Here is a 20,992-nt window from a genome sequence, read left to right as displayed (position 1 = left end):
TTAGTTCACCCTTTCTAATTTTTCGTTGCTTGCTACAATTAATAAGTTTAATTTGGCTAATGCTTTTCCAGAGTCAATGCTATGTGCCGCGAGTTTAATTCCTTCTTCAATCGTTTCCGTTTTTCCATTTGCGAAAAGAGCTAGACCTGCATTTAATAAAACGGTATCGCGATAAACACTCTTTTCTCCGCTCAATACTTCAAGCGTAATCTTTGCATTTTCTTTTGAATTCCCTCCTCTAATCTCTTCATTTTTCACTCTTGAAAAACCATACTTTTCTGGATCAATACTCATTTCTACTATTTCATTATCTTTTAAAATGACAACATGATTCTCTCCTTGTAATGATGCTTCATCTAAAAATCCACTTCCGTTTACGACAAGCGCTTGTTTTCTTCCCAGCTTCTGTAATACTTGCGCAACTGGTAGTAACATATCTCGTTTATAAATGCCGACAAATTGTGTTTCTAAATTTACCGGATTTGTTAAAGGACCAATTAAATTAAAGATCGTCGGCACGTTTAACTCTTTTCTTATTTTCATAATGCGCGTTAGTGCTGGATGCATCGCTGGTGCAAATAAAAATGCAATGCCCACATGCTCTAGTAAATAATCAATTTCGCTTGGCGTACTGCTAATATTTACACCTAATTCTTCTAATAAGTCCGCACTTCCTGTTTTACTAGAAACAGCACGATTACCATGTTTTGCAACCTTTACGCCAGCTCCTGCCAGTACAAATGCCGATGTTGTACTAATATTAAACGTTTGAGCACCGTCACCACCCGTTCCGCAATTGTCCATCGCTCCTTGTATATGGTTCGAAAATGGCAATGCCTTTTCGCGAAGAGCTCGAACAAGGCCGTATATTTCTTCTGCAGTTTCACCTTTCGCTTTCAGTAAGACTAAAAAAGCTGCAATTTCACTTTCCAATATGTTTTCATTTAATAAAAGAAGCCCTGCTCTATACATTTCCTCTTCTGTTAAATGTTTCCCCTCCACTAATTTACGAAGATAGCTATTCATACTCTTTCCTCCTCCTTCACTTCTGTTAAAAAGGCACGTATTAACTTTCCGCCTTCTTCTGTCGCGATTGATTCCGGATGAAACTGTAATCCGAATAGCGGATAATAATTGTGACGAACTGCCATAATTTCTCCATCGTCCATCGCTGTCGCTAGTATGTCAAAACACTCTGGCAAGCTCGTTTGCGCTGCAACAAGGGAATGGTAGCGCATCGCTGTTAACGGCTGTGTAACGTATGAAAAAATTGACGTTCCATTATGTTTCACGCGTGATGTTTTCCCATGTTTAATACGTTCTGCTCTAACAATGTCTCCTCCAAATGCTGATATAATCGCCTGATGACCAAGGCAAATACCTAATATGGGAACGTTCTTATAAAAATGACGAATCACTTCGATACAAATACCAGCATCCTCTGTTTTTCCTGGTCCTGGTGAAAGCACAATTCCTGTTGGATTCATCTCTTCTAGCTGTTCTATCGTTATTTGATCATTTCTTACGACTACAATATCTTCTTCGTATTCACCTAACAGTTGATACAAGTTATAAGTAAATGAATCATAATTATCAATTAGTACAATCATTTCATTACCTCCAATAGTGCTCTCGCTTTATTTAACGTTTCTTCATATTCAGCTACTGGGTCTGAATCATAAACAATTCCCGCTCCTGCCTGAACGTATGCTTTTTCATCCTTTACGACCATCGTTCGAATGGCGAGCGCCATATCAAGATTTCCTGAAAAACTAACGTATCCAACTGCACCAGCGTATACATTTCTTTTTTCATTCTCTAGTTCATTTATAATTTCCATCGCTCTAATTTTCGGAGCTCCAGAAACCGTCCCTGCTGGTAAGCAATACGCTAACGCATCAAATCCACCCATTTGTTTTCGCAATGTTCCGTAAACTTCGGATACAATGTGCATAACGTGAGAATATTTTTCTACTTTCATATATTTATCTATCGTAACCGAGCCGATTTCACTCACTCTACCAATATCGTTTCGCCCAAGATCTACAAGCATCATATGCTCTGCTCGCTCTTTCTCATTGCCTAACAGTTCTTTTGCGATTTCCTCATCTTCCCTCTTCGTTTTCCCCCTCGGCCTTGTACCAGCAATTGGATTCGTCATCACTTTATCCTCCCTTACTGATAGTAAACTTTCTGGCGAAGAACCGAGTACAACATAATCTTGAAAATCGATATAGAACATATATGGTGATGGATTTGCAATTCGAAGTTTTCGATATAACGCGAATGGATCACCAATACATTCACTTTGTAAACGCTGTGACAGTACAACTTGGAATATGTCTCCCGCTCTTATATATTCTTTCGCCATTTCTACCATCTCACAAAACTCTTTTTCCGTTATAGAAGAAGTAAATGATAATGGGGATTGTATTGTATTTACTTCAGCTTCTTCTCCTTGTAGCACTTCCTCTTTGTATACTCGTAGCCTTTCGTATACTTCTTCATAATCTGCTGAATCATCTTGCCTGCATACATATACAAACGACAACTTTTGGCGTAAATGATCGTAAACGATAAACTCACGATATAGTAAAAGGTGTACTTCCGGAATATTTAATAGGTCGTGTAAATCCGCTCCAATGTTTTCATACTGCCGAATGACATCATATCCAATATAACCAACTGCTCCTCCGCAAAATGGAAATGGACTGTCTACTTGTGATGGTGCGATTACTTCTTCTAACACTTGCAGTACATTACCTTGTAACTTTTCTGCCCGGCCGTAAATCGTTCGTTCCACTTCCGTACCAACGCTTTTCACTTCTCCATAAGGATTACATCCCAAGTAAGAATAACGCCCTTTATCTTGATGAAGCTGTGAACTTTCTAATAAGAATTTCTGCTTCCCTTTCATACGTCTATATAAAGAAATTGGCGTAATGCTATCTCCTTCTTCTTCAGTGATTACTAAAAATGTCTTTCTCTCTCTTTTTTGTTTTATAAATTCTTCTTTCGTCATCATGTCCTTCACCTCGCCCTGAAAAATAAAAAAATCCTCTACATATCGAAAATATGTAGAGGACGATAAATATACCGCGGTACCACCTCGTGTTGGATGCAAAAGCATCCCGCTTTGTTCAGGTACAAAATTTATACCTTATCCTTGTAACGGCGGAACCCGGGTTGCCTACTGAATATAATTGTTCAGCATACCTCTCGTAAGCCCATTCCGTATATGGCACCGTACCGGGCTCCCACCTATTCCCGGCTCTCTGTAACGTCTCCAATATACGTACTCTTCTTACTTAAACGATTTCATTTATTTAATTTTTTATACACAAAAAGGGAGTACTCATCCTATAGAAAGGACGGGTACTCCCGTGGTGCCACCTTAATTCGTTACAAATGTAACGCACTTTACCGTATCAAAAACAATACGTGTCTCTTGTATCGATGAGATCATGTCGCCAAAGCCTACTTCTTTCGTTTCGGTTTGGAAGCTCCGAAGCCCATTCCACATCAATTCCATACTGATTCGCACCAACCATCAGCTCTCTGACATGTTCATCATGTGTACTCTTCTTCATCAACGCTTGCATTTTTTTAAGTTGCACTCATTATAGACCTGACTTTTTTCACAAGTCAATACTTTTTTAAAAATTTTATTTTTCTTTCCTTTCAATATTATATTGACAAAACAACCTCTTTTTATGTAAATATAATAAATACTCTATTAAAAATAAGGTTTTTTGTATGAATATTATATATTAAAAAAGTAAAATGACATCAAAAAACGCTTACATTTCTGAAAATTCATATTTCTATATGGATTTTTCAGAATAATCATGATAGATTATAAATATGCATAACGCATCAAAAGACATGACAAAAGGAAGGGGAACTACATGAGTACGCAGATGTTAACTTTAACTTCGATCTCTATCTACATGCTCGGGATGTTAGTAATTGGCTATTTCGCCTACAAACGAACGTCCAACTTAACAGATTATATGCTTGGCGGGCGTACACTAGGCCCCGCAGTAACAGCATTAAGTGCTGGAGCATCCGATATGAGTGGTTGGCTTTTAATGGGATTACCCGGTGCAATGTTTAGCGTTGGATTAAGTAGTAGTTGGATTGCGATCGGCCTAACACTAGGCGCATACGCAAACTGGCTTTATGTCGCTCCTCGCTTACGTACCTACTCAGAAATTGCAAATAACTCTATTACTATCCCAGAATTTTTGGAACACCGTTTCCACGACAAATCTCATATGCTACGTTTAGTATCTGGACTTGTTATTATGATTTTCTTTACTTTCTATGTAGCTTCAGGATTAGTTTCAGGCGCTGTATTATTTGAAAATTCATTTGGCATGAACTATCATGTTGGATTATTCATTGTAGCAGGCGTTGTTGTAGCTTACACATTATTTGGTGGTTTCTTAGCAGTAAGTTGGACAGACTTCGTGCAAGGAATCATTATGGTAGTTGCTCTTATTCTTGTTCCTATCGTAACAATTATGAATTCGAACGGACTTGGACCTGCATTTGATACAATTCGATCTGTAGATCCAACACGTCTAGATATTTTTAAAGGTGCCTCTACTTTAGGAATGATTTCTCTATTCGCATGGGGCCTTGGTTATGTCGGACAACCTCATATTATCGTACGCTTTATGGCAATCGCTTCTGTAAAAGAACTTAAAAGCGCACGAAGAATTGGTATGAGCTGGATGATTTTCTCTGTTGTCGGAGCCATGTTTACTGGTCTTATTGGTATTGCTTACTATTCACAACAAGAGTTAACATTATCTAACCCAGAAACAATTTTCCTTGAACTTGGGAAAATTTTATTCCACCCACTTATTACTGGATTTTTATTAGCCGCAATTTTAGCAGCGATTATGAGTACAATCTCATCTCAGTTACTCGTTACTTCTAGTGCCGTAACGGAAGACTTATATCGTACATTCTTCAAACGTTCTGCATCTGATAAAGAACTTGTATTTGTCGGTCGTATGGCTGTACTTGTTATTGCATTAGTTGGGTGCGCTTTAGCGTTTAAACAAAATGATACGATTTTAGCTCTTGTTGGATACGCTTGGGCTGGTTTTGGTTCTTCATTCGGACCTGCTATTTTATTAAGCTTATATTGGAAGCGTATGACGAAATGGGGCGCGCTTGCTGGTATGATTTCTGGTGCCGCTACTGTTATTATCTGGACTCAATTCAAATTCTTAAAAGATTTCTTATATGAAATGATTCCAGGTTTCGCTATTAGTTTACTAGCCATCGTAATTGTTAGTTTACTAACACAACCTTCAAAAGAAGTTGAAGAGCAATTTGAGGATTTCGAAAAACAACATCGTCATAATTTATAAAAAAATCTCTGCTGTTATCGTAACAGCAGAGATTTTTTACAGTTCGACAATCTTCTTATCAAATTTAACAAATTCTTTATGTTTCGTTAAATTTAACATAACACTACTCCTTTATAGTATGAGTATCAGCACTTATACAGAAAGGGGACTCCAACATGTTAGCAGCTTTCCAGCAACAACAAACACGAAAATTTTCACCTATCACAAATACTTCTGCGTCTTGTTTAAACATGCAACCTAACCCGCCTAAAATTTCAATTGCTCCTTCTGTTATTTCAGTCATCGGTGTTCATATGGAAAAACATAAATTAAAAATAAAAACGGGACAAAACATTGTGTTAGCAGCTTCTACTTTGCCAATACAAGCAACGAATAAAGAGCTTATTTGGTCAAATATGAATTCTGATATCATCACCATATATCCAAAAGGTGACACCGTGACGATTACTGGAAAAAGTGCAGGTAAAGCAGTCGTAATTGTCACAACTGCTGAAGGCAAATTCCGTGACCTATGTGTCATTCACGTACAACCTTATATGACAAACCCAAAGTAGAAGAGTGGCTTCGTAGCCACTCTTTTACTTTGTTTCAATATTTGAGTTTTTACTTTTTACAAAGTTAATAAATTGTTCTTTATTTCTTGGAGAAATAATTTCTGTTTTTATGTGTATCGTAAACAATTTCAAGTCAGTCAAATGATAATGCATGAGTTGCTATTGGATTTTTCGTATTTGAAATTTGTTTTATATCTCGTATAAATATACGTTTTGTAATGAGACCCGATCTAATCGTAATTGTTTCTTTCCCGGCAATATATTTTGCCAAAAATCAACTCCAACTAAACAACATTGCTAATGGAATTGTAAAAAGCAAAAGAAAATATTCTCTCCCTACAAAAATTGGATATAACCATGTATCTTTTTTTGATGGAAATTCGATTTCCATCCCCCTTCTATGCCCATATTCCTATAAAACAAAAAGAGAAGTATCACAACTTCTCTTTGCTCCCCTAACACTATAATTCCTGTGTATACACCGGCTCGTTTACGACGTTTTTTGCTGTACGTTTTTGTTGCTGCAGTAAGAATACAGATACACCAAACAATACGAGCATGCTACCGATAATTTGCATTGCATTTAATTTTTCTCCAAGTAAGAAGAACGCAAGTATAGATGCTCCAACAGGTTCTCCTAAAATACTCATTGAAATTGTCGTTGCATTTACATAATTTAATAGCCAGTTATTAATTACATGTGACACTGTTGGCACAATTGCAAGTAAAAGAAAAACAGTCCAATCCCACCTCGTATAACCTGTAAAGGGAACTTGTAATATGACATTATAAATCCCCATAAAAAGACCTGCGAACGCAAAGACTGTAAAGCTATAAATCCAGTGTGATACTTTCTTCACTGTCGTTTGCCCGATAAATAAATAACCGACAACTGCTATTACACTTAGAAAGGATAATATGTCACCATAAATTGCTTGCTTACTTAAACCTAAATCTCCCCAACCAATGCACATTACTCCTAAAATAGCGATTCCCATCGTTGCAATGGCTGAATATGTTGTTCTTTCTTTAAATAGAAAAAAACCTCCAACTAAAGATACGATCGGTTGAAGTGCCAAAATAATTGTTGAACTAGCAACTGTTGTATGCTTTAAAGATTCAAACCATAAAAGAAAATGAAGTGCTAAAAAGAAACCAGATCCAATTAAAAAGCCCCAATCTTTCATTTGAATCCTATTAAATTCCTCTCTTTTTTTCCATACGATAGGCAGCATAATAAGTACGATAATCCATAAGCGGTACATACTTAATATTGAAGATGGTGCTGAGGACATCTTTACAAAAACTGCTGCAAAGGAAATGGCAATTATAGAAATAGCCAATGGTAGTGCGATTGATTTTTCTTGTTTCAAATCCTGTCTCCCCTCTCACCTGTCAAAAATCCCACTTCATTATATCCGTTTTCTTTCGTAACTTAAATACTAATTTTTTAGATTCTTCGTACCATTATGGTAAAATAGAAATTAAGGCACCAATTAGTGAATATTTCTTTCCTTTTCACTACAAGCGTCGCTCTTACAATCGTTACAGTAAATTTTTATTTAGGGGGATCTACATGAGTCAAACAATAGGGAGAATTGAAGAAATTTCATTTTATAGCGCATCACTTCAAGAAGATGTTACACTTCTCGTTTATTTACCAGTAAATTACACACCACTGCACAAACATACAGTTGTAATTGCACAAGATGGTAGAGATTATTTTCAGCTCGGTAAAGCGCACCGTGTAATTGAGCGCCTTCGTGAAACCGAAGAAATTGACCGTACAATTATTGTCGGTATTCCATATAAAAATGTACATGATCGTAAAGAAAAATATTTCCCAAATGAAGTGAAAAATGCTGCATATATTCGTTTCCTTGCTCATGAACTTGCACCATATATTGATGAAAATTATCCAACGTATCAAATGGGAAAAGGTCGTGTTTTAATTGGTGATTCTCTTGGCGGAACAGTTTCCTTTATGACTGCACTTATGTATCCGCATACATTCGGTAAAGTCGTTATGCAATCACCATTTGTGGATGAGACAGTGATAAACTTAGCAAAAGAATTCAAAGATCCACAGGCGTTAGAACTGTATCACGTCATCGGTACAGAAGAAACGGCTGTAAAGCGTACTGATGGACAAGTATCTGATTTCGTAGGGCCGAACCGTGAGTTAAATACGCTTCTTACAGATAGAAACTTCATCACGCATTACGAGGAATTTGAAGGCAATCATACTTGGAAATATTGGCAGACTGATTTACCAAAAGCCTTCTCTCATATTCTATCAATGAAATAATAGAGAGCAGTATTCAGAATAATTTGATATAATAGATAAAGAGATTTATTTATCTCAAAATCTAACTAGACTTACAAAGGGAGGAATTGGAACATGAAATTAGGCATTGTAATTTTTCCATCTAAAATGATTCAAGATAAAGCGAACGGATTGCGTAAACGTTATGACCCGCACTACGCATTAGTTCCGCCACATATTACATTGAAAACACCCTTTGAGGCGCAAGATGAACAATTAGAGTCGATTGTAAACGAGTTACATACAATCGCAAGTAAAACGAACCCTTTCACCCTTCATGTTGGGAAAGTTGGTTCTTTCGCACCTGTTAATAACGTCCTTTACTTTAAAGTAGAAAAAACACCTGAACTTACTTTCTTAAATGAAGAAATGCATAGCGGGTTATTCACGCAAGAACGCGAATATGCTTTCGTACCTCATCTAACAATCGGACAAGGCTTATCAGATGCAGAGCATGCTGATGTGTTGGGCCGATTACGTATGAAAGATTTCTATTACGAACAACCAATTGATCGTTTCCATCTTCTATATCAATTAGAAAATGGAACATGGACTGTACACGAAACATTCCGTCTTGGAAAGGGGAACAACTAATTTGCACGCACAGATTGTACAAACGGACGAACAACTAAGAGATGCATTCTCTGTACGTAAACAAGTGTTTGTAAATGAACAACGTGTCTCTGCTGAAGAAGAGTACGATGAGTTTGAAGAAACTTCAACACACGTTGTTATATATGACAATGATGTTCCAGTTGGTGCTGGACGTTTTCGCATCCTTGATGGTATAGGAAAAATGGAACGCATTTGCGTGCTAAATTCCCATCGCAAAAAAGGGATTGGAAAAATTGTTATGGATTCTCTTGAAGCGTATGCAAAGGAAAATTCGCTACCGAAATTGAAACTTCATGCTCAAACACATGCTGAAGATTTCTATAAAAAACTTGGATATGTAACAAGTTCTGATGTATTTATGGAAGCAAATATCCCGCACGTCGTAATGATAAAAGAATTGTAATTTGAAAGCAGGAGGTGACCCCTCCTGTTTTTTTACATTGCTATTTTCTTTTTCTTCCGCTAAAGTTAAATGTTGATGCTATAGTTTTGAAGGTGAACATATGACACAAGAAAAATTTTCACAAAAATCGTTAACACACGCTGATATTCCGCGTGCGACATATCATATTCCGAAAACATCTACCCATTTAATTATGGAAGAAGATGTAGATGCGGCTTATTTCCGCGCTCTAGAACAACAAAATGTTTTTTTAAACGAAAAACAATTAGAAGCTGTGCGCACAACAGAAGGTCCTGTTCTTACACTAGCTGGTGCCGGAAGCGGGAAAACATCTGTTTTAACAACTCGCGTTGGTTATTTAGTAAATGTAAAACAAGTTCATCCACGAAATATTTTATTACTTACATTTACACAAAAAGCAGCTGAAGAAATCCGAAGTCGTGTTGCGAAGTTACCAGGTATGAATCATGCAGCAAGTAGCTACGTTGTTGCTGGTACATTCCACTCTGTTTTCTTAAAATTGCTTCGTAGTCAAGGGTATAATCAGCAAATTTTAGCAAATGAAAAACATAAACAAATTATGATAAAGAAAATCTTAAAAGAATTGCGTTTAAAAGACGATTATGATGCGGAAACGATGCTCGCGATGATTTCACTTGAGAAAAACAAATTAAATCGTCCGAAAGATGTAAAAGCGAAAACACCAGTGGAACAAGAATTTAAAGAAGTATATGAACGTTTTGAAGAGGTAAAACAACGATACAATTATATTGATTTCGATGACATCTTATTGGAAACATATTATATGTTAGAAAATAATGCTCCTTTACTAACTCAATTACAACAACGTTTTCACTACATTGAAGTAGATGAGTTTCAAGATACATCCTATGCACAATATGAAATTGTAAAATTGTTAGCCACGCCAAGAAATAATTTGTTCATCGCAGGTGATGATGATCAAGCAATTTATGGCTGGCGAGGGGCAAGTCACCAAATTATTTTATCTTTTCCAAAAGAATTTGATAACACAACAATTATTGCACTAAATACGAATTATCGATCCAATCCCTTTATCGTCGGGCTTGGAAATGAAGTTATAAAATTAAATCAAGAACGTTTTGATAAAGAGCTATACTCCGTTCGTGAGGAAGGTGTACAACCTTTTTATGCAAGACCTGCTACGACTCTTGATGAAGCAAATCAAATTTTGCAGCTCATTCAAGAAAAAGTAGATAGCGGTGAACGAAACTATAAAGATTTTTGTTTACTGTATCGCACACATTCTGTAAGTCGTTCGTTACTTGATCAGCTTACCATTCATAAAATCCCGTTTATTAAACACGGGGCGAGCCAATCATTTTATGAACATTCTTTAATTAAGCCTGTATTAGATCATTTAAGACTCGTGATTGAGCCGTTTCGACTAGAATCACTTTCAAACATATTGCCGACGATGTATATCGGACGTGATGATTGTATTTCATTTATTGAACGTGAACAATGGAAATATGGTGAGGGACGCTTCCCTTCTCTTCTTCATTTCTTACTATTAAATCCAAGCTTAAAACCTTTTCAAGTGAAAAAGGTAAATGAGCGCATCGATTTTATTAAGTTTATTAAAGAATTAGAACCGAAAAAAGCATTAAAAGAAATCATTCATGGTAAAGGAAAATATTTAGAGTACTTACAAAGTAACGATCGTTCTTCCTTTACGATGCATAAAGACATACAAGAAGAAATGTTGGAAGAATTAATGGAGTCTGCAACTCGTTTCACCGATATTCCAGCTTATTTACAATTTATCGACGAGGCGATTCAAGGTCAAAAAGAAATGGAAGCATTAAAAACAATGCCGCAAAAAGATGCCGTTTCACTTATGTCAATCCATAATGCAAAAGGCCTTGAATTTCCATGTGTCTTTTTACTTGGAGCGAGTGATGGAATCCTGCCCCATACTTCTTCTTTAAAAGATGCAAATGATCGTATTACGGAAACTTCTGAAGCGCTAGAAGAAGAACGCCGATTACTGTATGTCGCCATTACACGTGCGAAAGAAGAACTTTACATTTCTTCTCCGCAATTTTTCAGAGGAAAGAAATTAGACATATCTCGTTTTTTATATACTGTGCGAAAAGATTTACCTGAAAAGACATCCACTAAATAAGGATGTCTTTTTTTATATCACGTTATGTACATCCCTCCTATATAAATTCCTTGTTTTTATCGTGAGAATTAACGTAATATCAGCCATATCCCACTCATATTGTAATAGTGTATGTCAGAACTCACGAGAAGGAGTGAACATAATGAGCTGCAATTGTAACGAAGACCATCATGAACATGATTGTGATTTCAACTGTGTATCTAATGTCGTTCGCTTTATACATGAACTGCAAGAATGTGCAACGACAACATGTGGATCTGGTTGCGAAGTTCCATTTTTAGGAGCACATAACACTGCATCAGTAGCGAATACACGTCCTTTTATTTTATACACAAAAGCCGGAGCACCTTTTGAAGCATTTGCACCATCTTCAAGCCTTACTAGTTGCCGATCTCCAATTTTCCGCGTAGAAAGTATAGATGATGATGACTGTGCTGTATTACGTGTATTAACTGTAGTATTAGGTGATAACTCACCCGTACCACCTACTGATGACCCAATTTGTACATTTTTAGCTGTACCAAATGCAAGACTAATATCAACCTCCACTTGCATTACTGTTGATTTAAGTTGCTTCTGCGCTATTCAATGCTTACGCGATGTTACAATTTAAAACTAAATAATGAGTTAAGTATGGATTGGGTGGCAGATAATTCTGCCACCCAATCCATGCTTAAAGAGTATTCTTATGTAAATTTCTTAAAATTGGGAACTTGTCTAGAACATAGAACCTGTCCTTTTCATTAACTGAAAGTAGAAACAGATAAAGGAGTGAAAAACATGTTCTCTTCTGATTGCGAATTTACTAAAATTGATTGCGAGGCAAAACCAGCTAGTACACTACCTGCCTTCGGTTTTGCTTTCAACGCGTCTGCACCTCAGTTCGCTTCACTATTTACACCACTATTATTACCTAGCGTAAGTCCAAACCCAAATATTACTGTTCCTGTAATAAATGATACAGTAAGTGTTGGAGATGGCATTCGAATTCTACGAGCTGGTATTTATCAAATCAGTTATACATTAACGATTAGTCTTGATAACGCACCTGTAGCACCAGAAGCTGGTCGTTTCTTCTTATCATTAAATGCGCCAGCTAACATTATTCCTGGATCAGGTACAGCGGTTCGTTCTAACGTTATTGGTACTGGTGAAGTAGACGTATCCAGCGGTGTTATTCTTATTAACTTAAACCCTGGTGACTTAATTCAAATTGTACCAGTTGAGTTAATTGGAACTGTAGACATCCGTGCAGCAGCATTAACAGTTGCACAAATTAGCTAGTAAAAAGCGGTATTTCTAATACAGAAATACCGCTTTTTATATATAATAAAAACACTCACAGTAACATGAGTGTTTCATTCTTCATAGTGTTTTATTGTGTTCTTCTTTTTCCCACAATTACATCCCTTTTTCTTCACAAATCCTTGTTGTTGCAATTGTTCTTGATATGCCTGTTGTTGTGCATGGTGCTGTTGCTGTATTTGATACCACTGCTGCAGGTCATATGAATTTTGCCTTGGATTATTGCTCACAGCAAACATCTCCTCTACTGTCAATTCTGTCTATTTACTATATGAACAACTCTTTATTTCCGTTCCCTCATTCTTTTAAACTCCGCTTTTTCTCTTATTATGAAAATATATTATTCTCCCATAAAATATCCTGTAATCGTTTCAATGATTGCTGCTGCTCCTGCAATAGCTAATAATGCAAGTAACGGCTCCGCAACAATAGGAATCCAATTATATAAAACTAATAAAAAAGCACTAACCCATACACCTGTACACCAATAACAGCTTAATAATTCGCCAATCCACTTTCTTAATCCTTTACCTTTCACTTTTGTAAACGTTGATACACTTCCATCTGGCTCCGTAATCTCTAATTCATCAATAAATGGTCTTCGCAAAAAGGCTGTAATTTTATCATAAACAATTAAACGAGTGAGCCTAAAGGCTGCTAACGCGAAAATAAAAAATAAAAGCCAGCTTGTAAACAGCATAATTCCACCTTCCCTTATCCTCTTTCGCCTATTTAAAAAAAAAGGTCTTGAGATTGTGACCAAATCTCCTCGACTCCAATATCTTATTAATGTAAATACAAACAAGAAGATAAGGAGTGACATTAATGAGTTGTAACGAAAATAAACACCATGGCTCTTCTCATTGTGTAGTTGACGTTGTTAAATTCATCAATGAATTACAAGATTGTTCTACAACAACGTGTGGATCTGGTTGTGAAATCCCATTTTTAGGTGCACATAACACTGCATCAGTAGCAAATACACGTCCTTTTATTTTATACACAAAAGCTGGAGCACCATTTGAAGCATTTGCGCCATCTGCAAGCCTTGTTGGCTGCCGATCTCCAATTTTCCGTGTGGAAAGTGTAGATGATGATAGCTGTGCTGTACTACGTGTATTAAGTGTAGTATTAGGTGATAGCTCTCCTGTACCACCTACTGATGACCCAATTTGTACGTTTTTAGCTGTACCAAATGCAAGACTAGTATCGACATCTACTTGCATTACTGTTGATTTAAGCTGTTTCTGTGCGATTCAGTGCTTACGCGACGTTACTATCTAATAAGTGAAGTAAACTAAAAAACTATTGGGGTGGTAGAAGCTTTCTACCACCTTTACATATTTAAAAGCCGGCCATACTAATTGATTGGATATCATCTATAGACAACCTAATATCTCTCATACTATTTTGCGGCATAATAGATACGATGCCATTACGATACGATATGATTGATCCAACATAAGAAACTGTAGCTGTTTTTATTCTGCACCTTACTTTCGGAATATAATGAGGGCGGTTTAATAAAAAATGAATTTTTTCATCATTATTCATATCCTTAAATGATTTATTATGTGGGACGGTTCTTACTGGTTCTGGTTCTTGCTCTTCTTGTTCTGCGTGTTCTTCTTTTTCCTCTTCTTCTATTTTTTCTTCCACTTGCTGCTCTTCTTGTTGTTCTTGTTCTATTACCTCTTCCACAGCACCGCTTACAATATTTTCTTGTTTATTACTTTGCTCTTTTTGATCTTCATTTTCAAAGTTTGTCAGGATAATCCTTTTTATTTTTGGTGCAGCAAGTTCTAAACTTACTTGCGCAATATATAACAACGGTTTTCCAACTGTTGAACTTTTATTTTTATTCTTCACACTCGTCCCTCCCACTTCCATACGTAGCTGAATAAATCGTGTACTATTATAGTTATATTCATCACGTGGCAAGAACTTTCGTTAAAAATCGTTCTTTCTCAGAACAAATAAAAGGACAATCTCAGCATTTAGAGATTGTCCTTTAAAAATTAATATTATATTTATCCTAGGATATGATACCCTGAATCAACATGAATGTTTTCTCCTGTTACACCGCGTGCTAAATCACTGAATAGGAATACTGCTGTATCGCCAACTTCTTCTTGCGTTGTTGTACGACGAAGTGGTGCGCGCTCCTCAATTTCTCTTAAGATTGAATTGAAATCGCCTACACCTTTTGCAGATAACGTACGAATTGGTCCTGCAGAAATAGCGTTAACACGAATACCGTGTTGACCTAAATCGTTCGCTAAATATTTCACGCTCGCTTCTAATGAAGCTTTCGCAACCCCCATAACGTTATAATTTTTCACAACGCGCTCGCCGCCAAGGTATGTTAACGTTAAAATATTTCCGCCTTCTGTCATTACTTTTTTTGCTTCTCTTGCTACAGCTGTTAAAGAGAATGCACTAATATTTTGTGCAAGTAAAAATCCATCGCGAGAAGTATCTACAAATTCACCTTTTAAGTCATCGCGATTTGCAAAAGCAATACAATGTGCTACACCGTGAATAGTACCTACTTCTTGTTTAATTGTTTCAAAGCAAGCTGTAAGTTCCTCATCATTCGTTACATCACAAGGTAATACAAGTGATTCTTGTCCTTCTAATGTGTCCGCTAATTCACGAACGTTTCTTTCTAAACGTTCTCCTGCATATGTGAATATTAATTTTGCACCTGCATTATGCAAAGAGCGAGCTATTCCCCATGCAATACTTCTTTGGTTCGCAACGCCCATAACAACAAATGTTTTCCCTTGTAATAGTTCCATGATATATCCTCCCAGAAATACTTATACTTGTTATTAGTACCTGATACTATAATTATAGTACCATAAAACCGCTTAAAGGCAAACAAAAAAGTCATTAACAGAAATTTGTTAATGACTTTTGGTTTCTATAAAAAACCGCTCTAATCCTTCTTCCCAAGACGGCATTTGTGAAAAACCATTTAATCTTAGCATGTTATGTTGAAAAATAGAATATTTGGGCCTCGCAGCCGCAGCCCCGAATTCTTCCGTTGAAACAGGTAATACATTCACTTTCATATTGGCGTACGAAAATATCTTTTGTGCAAATTCAAACCAAGAGCATGAGCCTCTGTTTGATACGTGGTATGTACCGTATAAAGAAGTATGAATGAGCTTATTAATAACCATATTCAAATCCGCCACATACGTAGGAGAGCCAACTTGATCCGCTACAACAGATATTTCATCTCTTTCTTTTCCTAATCGCATCATCGTTTTCACGAAATTATTCCCATATTTACCATATAGCCACGATGTGCGAACGATAAAATATTTATTATGTAACTCTTTGACGAACTGCTCCCCCGTATACTTAGAGGCCCCATATATATTTATCGGCGCTGGACTATGAAATTCGTCGTATCCATCTGGTCTGGCGCCTTGAAATACATAATCAGTACTAATATAAACTAGCTTCGCCCCTACTAATTGTGAAGCAACCGCTACATTTCGAGCTCCGATTGCATTTATTCTATATGCAAGATCCTGTTCTTTCTCTGCATGATCTACTTTCGTATAGGCAGCACAATGAATAATTATATGTGGTTTTATTTCTTGTACCACTTGTTGTATTCGGGATATATTTGTCACATCTAATAACTTTTTATCAAATGGATATATATCATATTCTTCAGAGTCTAACTCTTCAAATAGTTGCTTTCCTAATTGACCGTTTGCTCCTGTTATGATAACCCTCTCTTTCATTTAACATGCCCCTTACTAATCTTTTAGTGGTTTCCACCATTCCTTATTCTTTTCATACCATTTCACCGTCTCTTGTAATCCTTGTTCAAACGTATATTTCGGTTCCCAATCAAATTCATTCTTCATTTTCTCTGCATCAATCGCATAACGACGATCGTGCCCTAAACGATCTGTAACATATTCAATGTCTTTTTTTGTTTTTCCTAAAAGAGTAATAATTTGTTCCACAACTTCTACATTTGTTTTTTCATTATTTCCACCTATATTATATACTTCTCCGACACGTCCCTTATGCAAAACAACGTCAATCGCACTGCAATGATCCGTTACATGTAACCAATCTCTTACATTTAAACCATCACCATATAACGGTAGTTTTTTTCCTTCTAGTGCATTCGTAACCATTAATGGAATTAATTTTTCAGGATACTGGTACGGTCCATAATTGTTAGAACAACGCGTTACTATAACCGGTAATTGATATGTTTTATAGTAAGATAGAGCTATCATGTCCGCGCTCGCCTTACTTGAAGAATATGGACTATTTGGAGCTAACGGCGTTTTCTCTGTGAACTTCCCTGTTTTTCCTAAAGAGCCATACACTTCATCTGTTGATACTTGCACAAGTTTTATATGCGAATATTTTTTAACTAGTTCTAATAAAGTGACCGTTCCAATTACATTTGTATCATAAAAAGGAATCGGATTTTCAATACTACGGTCCACATGTGATTCAGCTGCAAAATTTACAATCACTTGTACGTCCCGCTCTTTTATAACGTGTTCTAATAGCTCTCCATTTTGAATTTCTCCCTTTACAAAAGAGTAATTCGGGTGATCCTGAAGAGATTTTACGTTATTTAAATTCCCGCTATATGTTAATGCATCGTAATTAATAATTTTATATGATTCATAACTTTGTAGCATGTAATGAACGAAATTACTCCCAATAAATCCAGCCCCACCTGTTACTAATATATTCATAAACAACGCTCCTACTTAAAAACTATCTTCATATTCCTCTAATAATGGTAATATCTGATCCTTATCGGACAATATAGGATCGGTTACTGGCCAAGGAATTGCTAAATCTTTATCTTCCCAAAGTAATCCTGAGTCATGCTCTGCGCTATAATATTCATCTACTTTATACATAACGATAGTATGCGGAACAAGCGTGCAAAATCCATGCGCAAACCCTTTTGGCACTAGTAATTGCCGATGGTTATCTGCACTTAAAATATATCCTTTCCATTGTTTAAATGTTGGTGATTTTTTTCGTAAATCAACGATAACATCATAAATTGCCCCTTGCATAACTTGAATGAGTTTCGTTTGTGCTTTCGGTTTTTTTTGAAAGTGTAGTCCCCGAATCGTTCCTGCCTTAGCCGAATAAGATACGTTATCCTGTACAAATGAATACGTTATCCCTAATGTTTCTAGCACCTGCTTATTATAACTCTCTGAAAAAAAGCCACGCTCGTCTCCAAACAACCTCGGTTCTAACAATTTTGCATCGGTAAAATTTGTTTCTACAACTTTCATATTCTCACCTATTCTCCGTTAAACTGTTTCCCAAAATTAATATCACGCGCTAACGTATTCGCCTTTTGAAGCGAAGCATGAGTTCCCGCATCAGTCCACCAACCGCTCATTTCATTATAAGTAAGTACCCCTCGTTTTAAATACCAATTATTTATATCTGTAATTTCAAGTTCTCCCCGCGCAGAAGGTTTTAATTCTTTAATATAAGAAAAGACTTTCGAATCATACAAATAAATTCCCGTAACCGCATAAGAACTTTTCGGCTCTTTCGGCTTTTCTTCAATTTCAACTATTTTTCGGTTTTGAATATGTGCTACGCCAAATCTTTCGGGATCTTCTACAGATTGCAATAGCACTTTCGCACCTTCTTCTTGATTTGCAAACTCTTCAACATACGGAAGAATATCATCTGAAAAAATATTATCCCCTAATATAACTACCATACGATCATTCCCGACGAAATCTTCACAAAGCCCTAACGCCTGTGCGATCCCGCCCGCTTTATCTTGCACACGATACGTAAAGGATACTCCAAATTCATGACCACTTCCTAAAAAGCTAACAACATCCCCCATATGCTCTTTACCTGTAATAATCATAATATCTGTAATATCACATTGTTTTAACTTATATACCGCATGATAAATCATCGGATACCGACCAACAGGAAGTAAATGTTTATTCGTTACTTTCGTTATTGGATATAATCTCGATCCAGTACCACCTGCTAAAATAATCCCTTTCACTTTGCATCTCTCCTTTATGATGGAGATAATATATCTTTGTAATGTTCTACAAACACTTTCCGGTACTTCTCATATGTATCCGCATCAAACTCATCCCCGTTGTAATGAATACACCATAAATTTGCTTGATTTGGGATACCGATTAAATAACCAGCCCTTTGAAATTCTAAAGACTGTGACACATCATAAAAGTGAAACCCTTGAAACAAATCTTCTCGCCACGGAATATCATACTGCGTTGCCATGAATAAGCCATCAATTGCCTGAACTGACAAAAATGGTTGATTACCATAAAAAACCTGATCTAAATTTAATAATTGATAATTCCGTCTTCTATACTCAATCACTTTCCCTACTAAATTTTTTCCTTCCCACCATATCCCGTTATTCGGTAAAAACTGAGCCCCAGCGACTCCTATTAAACCAAGCTTTTCATTTTCTTTAAAAAGAGATATAAGTGTAGAAAACATGTCTCGATTAATAAGATATGTATCTTGATGTATATATACTTTGTATTTCGCTGGATATGAAAGGGCTCGGTTGTATGCACTTGCCATACTTTGTGCATCTCGTATCGGAAAAATTTGCACGACATAACCTGGGGGAACAAAAATGTTTCTTATTTGGCTCTCACATTGTTTGAAAAGCTCCTCATTATTTACACAAACAACGACTAATATTGTATGATCTTTCATTTTTGTCCCCCCTTTTATTCTTCCTTATTTACATCTGACATATAGTGTTCCACAAATATTTTCCGATACTTTTCATAGTTCGTCATATTCACATCAAAATGATAATGGATACACCAAGCATCGCGCTGTACAGGTACACCGACTGTATATCCTGCTTTTCTAAATTCAAATGATTGAGATACATCATAAAAATCAAATCCGTCAAATAAGTCTTCTCGCCACGGAACATCATATTGTGTCGCCATTAATAAACCATCAATACATTCTACAGGAATAAATGTTTTTGATTCATGATACGGTTGTTCTAAACTTGCCATATAAAACAAATCATTCATATAACCAATGACTTTTCCTACAATGCCACGCCCTTCGTTCCATACACCAGTCGGAGGAACATATTGCGCTCCAACCATCCCGATCATCCCAAGGTGTTCATGTTCCTCAAATAATTGAAGTAATCCATATAAAAAAGCCCTATTTATAATAAAAACATCTTGATGTAAATAAACTTTATACTTCGCTGGATGCGAAATGGCTTGATTGTATCCACTCGTCATACTTTTCGCATTTCGAATCGGCATGAATTGGACAATATACCCTGGCGGTACTAACAATTGCAATATATGTCGCACGCAGTTTGCATACAATTTCCGATCATTTATACATGTAACAAATAATATTGTTTTGTCTGCAGCACTCATAATTGTGATTTTTCAGCTTCAATAATATACTGAAATACAACTGTCTCAGCCATGAAGCCACTTCCAAGACGATATTTTTTACAAATTCCATATAGCTCCTCAATAAGCGGTTCATACATTTTATGATCAACATATACACGATCTACTTTACTAATAACATATCCTGCTTTTAAAAACATTCTTAGCATTTCATTAAATGTAAAGAAACGAATATGTGTTTTATCTAATAAACCATATTCTGTATACGTCCAATTTCCCGCAAGTAAAGGCGCTAATACTGAAATATGAGCAACATTCGGTATACTTGCTAAAATTACACCATTTTGCTTTATATATGGCTTAACCTTTTCAATCACAGCCCACGGATCAAATAAATGCTCTAATACATCTCCAAATATGACGCAATCAAATTGCCCCTCCTCATAAGGAAGTTCTATTTTTTCTATATCCCCTAAAATAACATGATCAAGTCTTTCTTTCGCTTGTTCTGCTGCCTCTGGAAATGCCTCAATTCCTGATACACGTGTGCCGTTTTCTTTAATAGCTGCTCCCAATGCACCACCCGAGCAACCAATATCAAGAACTTCTTTCCATTCCTTTTTTATATGCTTCAATAAATTCGGATTTGCTGCATTATAATAATGTTCGGATTTTTCTTCATATAAAGAGCTTTTTTCACGATTCATTTCACACACTCCTTATGCAATTTGAATTTGAAATATAAATCTCATATGAATTCTATAAAGTGCAAATTTTGTTCATCCCCTACTGATTATTAGCCCAC

The 20,992-nt window shown here is 36.2% G+C and carries 24 protein-coding genes, 1 pseudogene and 2 other annotated features; of the genes and pseudogenes, 9 read left to right on the top strand and 16 right to left on the bottom strand.

The features are described 5' to 3' along the window. From trpD to trpE, 3 genes are read right to left on the bottom strand one after another with little or no spacing between them, the layout of a single operon-like run. A complete protein-coding gene (trpD, locus tag MR136_RS19805; protein WP_001089853.1) occupies positions 1 to 1,026 on the bottom strand; it encodes an anthranilate phosphoribosyltransferase in 1,026 nt (341 codons plus the stop codon). Next, positions 1,023 to 1,610, bottom strand: coding sequence for an aminodeoxychorismate/anthranilate synthase component II (locus tag MR136_RS19800; protein ID WP_017672801.1), 588 nt, complete (start codon positions 1,608 to 1,610; stop codon positions 1,023 to 1,025). Before MR136_RS19800 ends, trpD begins: the two co-directional genes overlap by 4 nt. Beyond that, positions 1,607 to 3,025, bottom strand: a complete 1,419-nt coding sequence (gene trpE / locus MR136_RS19795) for an anthranilate synthase component I (RefSeq protein ID WP_061456925.1) — start codon at positions 3,023 to 3,025, stop codon at positions 1,607 to 1,609. The genes MR136_RS19800 and trpE overlap by 4 nt, the downstream gene beginning before the upstream one ends. 52 nt (positions 3,026 to 3,077) lie before the next feature. After that, positions 3,078 to 3,322: a binding site (T-box leader), on the bottom strand. 42 nt (positions 3,323 to 3,364) lie between these two features. Continuing rightward, positions 3,365 to 3,602: a binding site (T-box leader), on the bottom strand. Between the two features lie 306 nt (positions 3,603 to 3,908). Here trpE and putP point away from each other — a divergent pair. Together putP and MR136_RS19785 are read left to right on the top strand one after the other, a co-directional pair. After that, a complete protein-coding gene (putP, locus tag MR136_RS19790; protein ID WP_000107208.1) occupies positions 3,909 to 5,387 on the top strand; it encodes a sodium/proline symporter PutP in 1,479 nt (492 codons plus the stop codon). Positions 5,388 to 5,542: 155 nt separating this feature from the next. Then, on the top strand, positions 5,543 to 5,941 hold the full coding sequence (locus tag MR136_RS19785) for an Ig-like domain-containing protein (RefSeq protein WP_000878731.1): 399 nt from the start codon (positions 5,543 to 5,545) through the stop codon (positions 5,939 to 5,941). 24 nt (positions 5,942 to 5,965) lie between these two features. Here MR136_RS19785 and MR136_RS19780 read toward each other — a convergent pair. Continuing rightward, positions 5,966 to 6,326: pseudogene (locus tag MR136_RS19780) on the bottom strand (PH domain-containing protein). A 76-nt stretch (positions 6,327 to 6,402) separates the two neighbouring features. After that, a complete protein-coding gene (locus MR136_RS19775) occupies positions 6,403 to 7,314 on the bottom strand; it encodes a DMT family transporter (RefSeq protein ID WP_000806943.1) in 912 nt (303 codons plus the stop codon). Positions 7,315 to 7,517: 203 nt separating this feature from the next. Here MR136_RS19775 and MR136_RS19770 point away from each other — a divergent pair, with 203 nt between their 5' ends. From MR136_RS19770 to exsF, 6 genes are all read left to right on the top strand, one after another. After that, positions 7,518 to 8,249 carry an alpha/beta hydrolase gene (locus MR136_RS19770; protein ID WP_017672797.1) on the top strand — a complete coding sequence of 244 codons (732 nt, stop codon included), beginning with the start codon at positions 7,518 to 7,520 and terminating at the stop codon, positions 8,247 to 8,249. Between the two features lie 93 nt (positions 8,250 to 8,342). Beyond that, positions 8,343 to 8,861, top strand: a complete 519-nt coding sequence (locus tag MR136_RS19765; protein WP_000765863.1) for a YjcG family protein — start codon at positions 8,343 to 8,345, stop codon at positions 8,859 to 8,861. Position 8,862: 1 nt separating this feature from the next. Beyond that, positions 8,863 to 9,285, top strand: a complete 423-nt coding sequence (locus tag MR136_RS19760) for a GNAT family N-acetyltransferase (protein ID WP_000543295.1) — start codon at positions 8,863 to 8,865, stop codon at positions 9,283 to 9,285. A gap of 100 nt (positions 9,286 to 9,385) precedes the next feature. Continuing rightward, entirely contained in the window at positions 9,386 to 11,452 is a 2,067-nt protein-coding gene (locus MR136_RS19755; RefSeq protein ID WP_000191201.1) for an ATP-dependent helicase, read from the top strand. 142 nt (positions 11,453 to 11,594) lie between these two features. After that, positions 11,595 to 12,065, top strand: a complete 471-nt coding sequence (gene cotY, locus MR136_RS19750; protein WP_002179242.1) for a spore coat protein CotY — start codon at positions 11,595 to 11,597, stop codon at positions 12,063 to 12,065. Between the two features lie 167 nt (positions 12,066 to 12,232). Next, positions 12,233 to 12,736, top strand: coding sequence for an exosporium protein ExsF (gene exsF, locus MR136_RS19745; RefSeq protein ID WP_000492934.1), 504 nt, complete (start codon positions 12,233 to 12,235; stop codon positions 12,734 to 12,736). Positions 12,737 to 12,810: 74 nt separating this feature from the next. Here the strand turns inward: exsF and MR136_RS19740 are convergent, their stop codons facing one another. Together MR136_RS19740 and MR136_RS19735 are read right to left on the bottom strand one after the other, a co-directional pair. Beyond that, positions 12,811 to 12,996 (bottom strand): hypothetical protein, encoded by a 186-nt coding sequence (locus MR136_RS19740; protein ID WP_014894818.1) that lies wholly within the window; start codon positions 12,994 to 12,996, stop codon positions 12,811 to 12,813. Positions 12,997 to 13,097: 101 nt separating this feature from the next. Next, on the bottom strand, positions 13,098 to 13,457 hold the full coding sequence (locus MR136_RS19735) for a DUF1360 domain-containing protein (RefSeq protein ID WP_000899662.1): 360 nt from the start codon (positions 13,455 to 13,457) through the stop codon (positions 13,098 to 13,100). 125 nt (positions 13,458 to 13,582) lie between these two features. Between MR136_RS19735 and exsY the strand changes: the two genes are divergently transcribed. Continuing rightward, positions 13,583 to 14,041 (top strand): exosporium assembly protein ExsY, encoded by a 459-nt coding sequence (exsY, locus tag MR136_RS19730; protein ID WP_001277735.1) that lies wholly within the window; start codon positions 13,583 to 13,585, stop codon positions 14,039 to 14,041. A 60-nt stretch (positions 14,042 to 14,101) separates the two neighbouring features. Here exsY and MR136_RS19725 read toward each other — a convergent pair whose 3' ends face one another. The 9 genes from MR136_RS19725 to MR136_RS19685 all read right to left on the bottom strand — a co-directional run bounded on the left by MR136_RS19725 (position 14,102) and on the right by MR136_RS19685 (position 20,894). Then, complete coding sequence (locus tag MR136_RS19725) at positions 14,102 to 14,647, bottom strand: spore coat CotO family protein (RefSeq protein ID WP_078420635.1); 546 nt, start codon at positions 14,645 to 14,647, stop codon at positions 14,102 to 14,104. 140 nt (positions 14,648 to 14,787) lie between these two features. Next, positions 14,788 to 15,558 carry an enoyl-ACP reductase FabI gene (gene fabI, locus MR136_RS19720; protein WP_000421886.1) on the bottom strand — a complete coding sequence of 257 codons (771 nt, stop codon included), beginning with the start codon at positions 15,556 to 15,558 and terminating at the stop codon, positions 14,788 to 14,790. Between the two features lie 108 nt (positions 15,559 to 15,666). Continuing rightward, positions 15,667 to 16,521: a dTDP-4-dehydrorhamnose reductase gene (rfbD, locus tag MR136_RS19715; RefSeq protein ID WP_000664657.1), complete on the bottom strand. Its 855-nt coding sequence runs from the start codon at positions 16,519 to 16,521 to the stop codon at positions 15,667 to 15,669. Positions 16,522 to 16,536: 15 nt separating this feature from the next. After that, the gene (rfbB, locus tag MR136_RS19710; protein WP_017672796.1) at positions 16,537 to 17,505 is read right to left on the bottom strand and encodes a dTDP-glucose 4,6-dehydratase; all 969 of its coding nucleotides are present in this window, start codon (positions 17,503 to 17,505) and stop codon (positions 16,537 to 16,539) included. Positions 17,506 to 17,520: 15 nt separating this feature from the next. Then, on the bottom strand, positions 17,521 to 18,066 hold the full coding sequence (rfbC, locus tag MR136_RS19705; protein ID WP_000869415.1) for a dTDP-4-dehydrorhamnose 3,5-epimerase: 546 nt from the start codon (positions 18,064 to 18,066) through the stop codon (positions 17,521 to 17,523). 8 nt (positions 18,067 to 18,074) lie between these two features. Then, positions 18,075 to 18,812: a sugar phosphate nucleotidyltransferase gene (locus MR136_RS19700; protein WP_000676156.1), complete on the bottom strand. Its 738-nt coding sequence runs from the start codon at positions 18,810 to 18,812 to the stop codon at positions 18,075 to 18,077. 14 nt (positions 18,813 to 18,826) lie between these two features. Further along, positions 18,827 to 19,507, bottom strand: a complete 681-nt coding sequence (locus tag MR136_RS19695; RefSeq protein ID WP_000651527.1) for a glycosyltransferase family protein — start codon at positions 19,505 to 19,507, stop codon at positions 18,827 to 18,829. 14 nt (positions 19,508 to 19,521) lie between these two features. Continuing rightward, positions 19,522 to 20,208, bottom strand: a complete 687-nt coding sequence (locus tag MR136_RS19690; protein ID WP_001271184.1) for a glycosyltransferase family protein — start codon at positions 20,206 to 20,208, stop codon at positions 19,522 to 19,524. Further along, the gene (locus tag MR136_RS19685) at positions 20,205 to 20,894 is read right to left on the bottom strand and encodes a class I SAM-dependent methyltransferase (RefSeq protein ID WP_001078428.1); all 690 of its coding nucleotides are present in this window, start codon (positions 20,892 to 20,894) and stop codon (positions 20,205 to 20,207) included. Before MR136_RS19685 ends, MR136_RS19690 begins: the two co-directional genes overlap by 4 nt. Between the last annotated feature and the right edge of the window lie 98 nt (positions 20,895 to 20,992).

The sequence above is a fragment of the Bacillus cereus group sp. BfR-BA-01311 genome (genome assembly GCF_022664295.1).
GTDB classification, from domain to species: Bacteria; Bacillota; Bacilli; order Bacillales; family Bacillaceae_G; genus Bacillus_A; species Bacillus_A cereus.
The sequence above is the reverse complement of the archived record's forward strand: the minus strand, read 5'-3'. Positions and strand labels throughout refer to the sequence as shown.

Bases quoted from the DNA above. Each gene is read 5' to 3' on its own strand.
- MR136_RS19740 (WP_014894818.1), bottom strand. From the start codon at position 12,996: ATGTTTGCTGTGAGCAATAATCCAAGGCAAAATTCATATGACCTGCAG.
- rfbD (WP_000664657.1), bottom strand. From the start codon at position 16,521: ATGAAAGAGAGGGTTATCATAACAGGAGCAAACGGTCAATTAGGAAAG.
- MR136_RS19685 (WP_001078428.1), bottom strand. From the start codon at position 20,894: ATGAATCGTGAAAAAAGCTCTTTATATGAAGAAAAATCCGAACATTAT.
- MR136_RS19800 (WP_017672801.1), bottom strand. From the start codon at position 1,610: ATGATTGTACTAATTGATAATTATGATTCATTTACTTATAACTTGTAT.
- trpE (WP_061456925.1), bottom strand. From the start codon at position 3,025: ATGATGACGAAAGAAGAATTTATAAAACAAAAAAGAGAGAGAAAGACA.
- MR136_RS19785 (WP_000878731.1), top strand. From the start codon at position 5,543: ATGTTAGCAGCTTTCCAGCAACAACAAACACGAAAATTTTCACCTATC.
- fabI (WP_000421886.1), bottom strand. From the start codon at position 15,558: ATGGAACTATTACAAGGGAAAACATTTGTTGTTATGGGCGTTGCGAAC.
- MR136_RS19770 (WP_017672797.1), top strand. From the start codon at position 7,518: ATGAGTCAAACAATAGGGAGAATTGAAGAAATTTCATTTTATAGCGCA.
- MR136_RS19725 (WP_078420635.1), bottom strand. From the start codon at position 14,647: ATGGAAGTGGGAGGGACGAGTGTGAAGAATAAAAATAAAAGTTCAACA.
- MR136_RS19695 (WP_000651527.1), bottom strand. From the start codon at position 19,507: ATGAAAGATCATACAATATTAGTCGTTGTTTGTGTAAATAATGAGGAG.
- cotY (WP_002179242.1), top strand. From the start codon at position 11,595: ATGAGCTGCAATTGTAACGAAGACCATCATGAACATGATTGTGATTTC.
- exsF (WP_000492934.1), top strand. From the start codon at position 12,233: ATGTTCTCTTCTGATTGCGAATTTACTAAAATTGATTGCGAGGCAAAA.
- MR136_RS19690 (WP_001271184.1), bottom strand. From the start codon at position 20,208: ATGAGTGCTGCAGACAAAACAATATTATTTGTTACATGTATAAATGAT.
- exsY (WP_001277735.1), top strand. From the start codon at position 13,583: ATGAGTTGTAACGAAAATAAACACCATGGCTCTTCTCATTGTGTAGTT.
- MR136_RS19735 (WP_000899662.1), bottom strand. From the start codon at position 13,457: ATGCTGTTTACAAGCTGGCTTTTATTTTTTATTTTCGCGTTAGCAGCC.
- putP (WP_000107208.1), top strand. From the start codon at position 3,909: ATGAGTACGCAGATGTTAACTTTAACTTCGATCTCTATCTACATGCTC.
- MR136_RS19755 (WP_000191201.1), top strand. From the start codon at position 9,386: ATGACACAAGAAAAATTTTCACAAAAATCGTTAACACACGCTGATATT.
- rfbC (WP_000869415.1), bottom strand. From the start codon at position 18,066: ATGAAAGTTGTAGAAACAAATTTTACCGATGCAAAATTGTTAGAACCG.
- MR136_RS19765 (WP_000765863.1), top strand. From the start codon at position 8,343: ATGAAATTAGGCATTGTAATTTTTCCATCTAAAATGATTCAAGATAAA.
- rfbB (WP_017672796.1), bottom strand. From the start codon at position 17,505: ATGAATATATTAGTAACAGGTGGGGCTGGATTTATTGGGAGTAATTTC.
- trpD (WP_001089853.1), bottom strand. From the start codon at position 1,026: ATGAATAGCTATCTTCGTAAATTAGTGGAGGGGAAACATTTAACAGAA.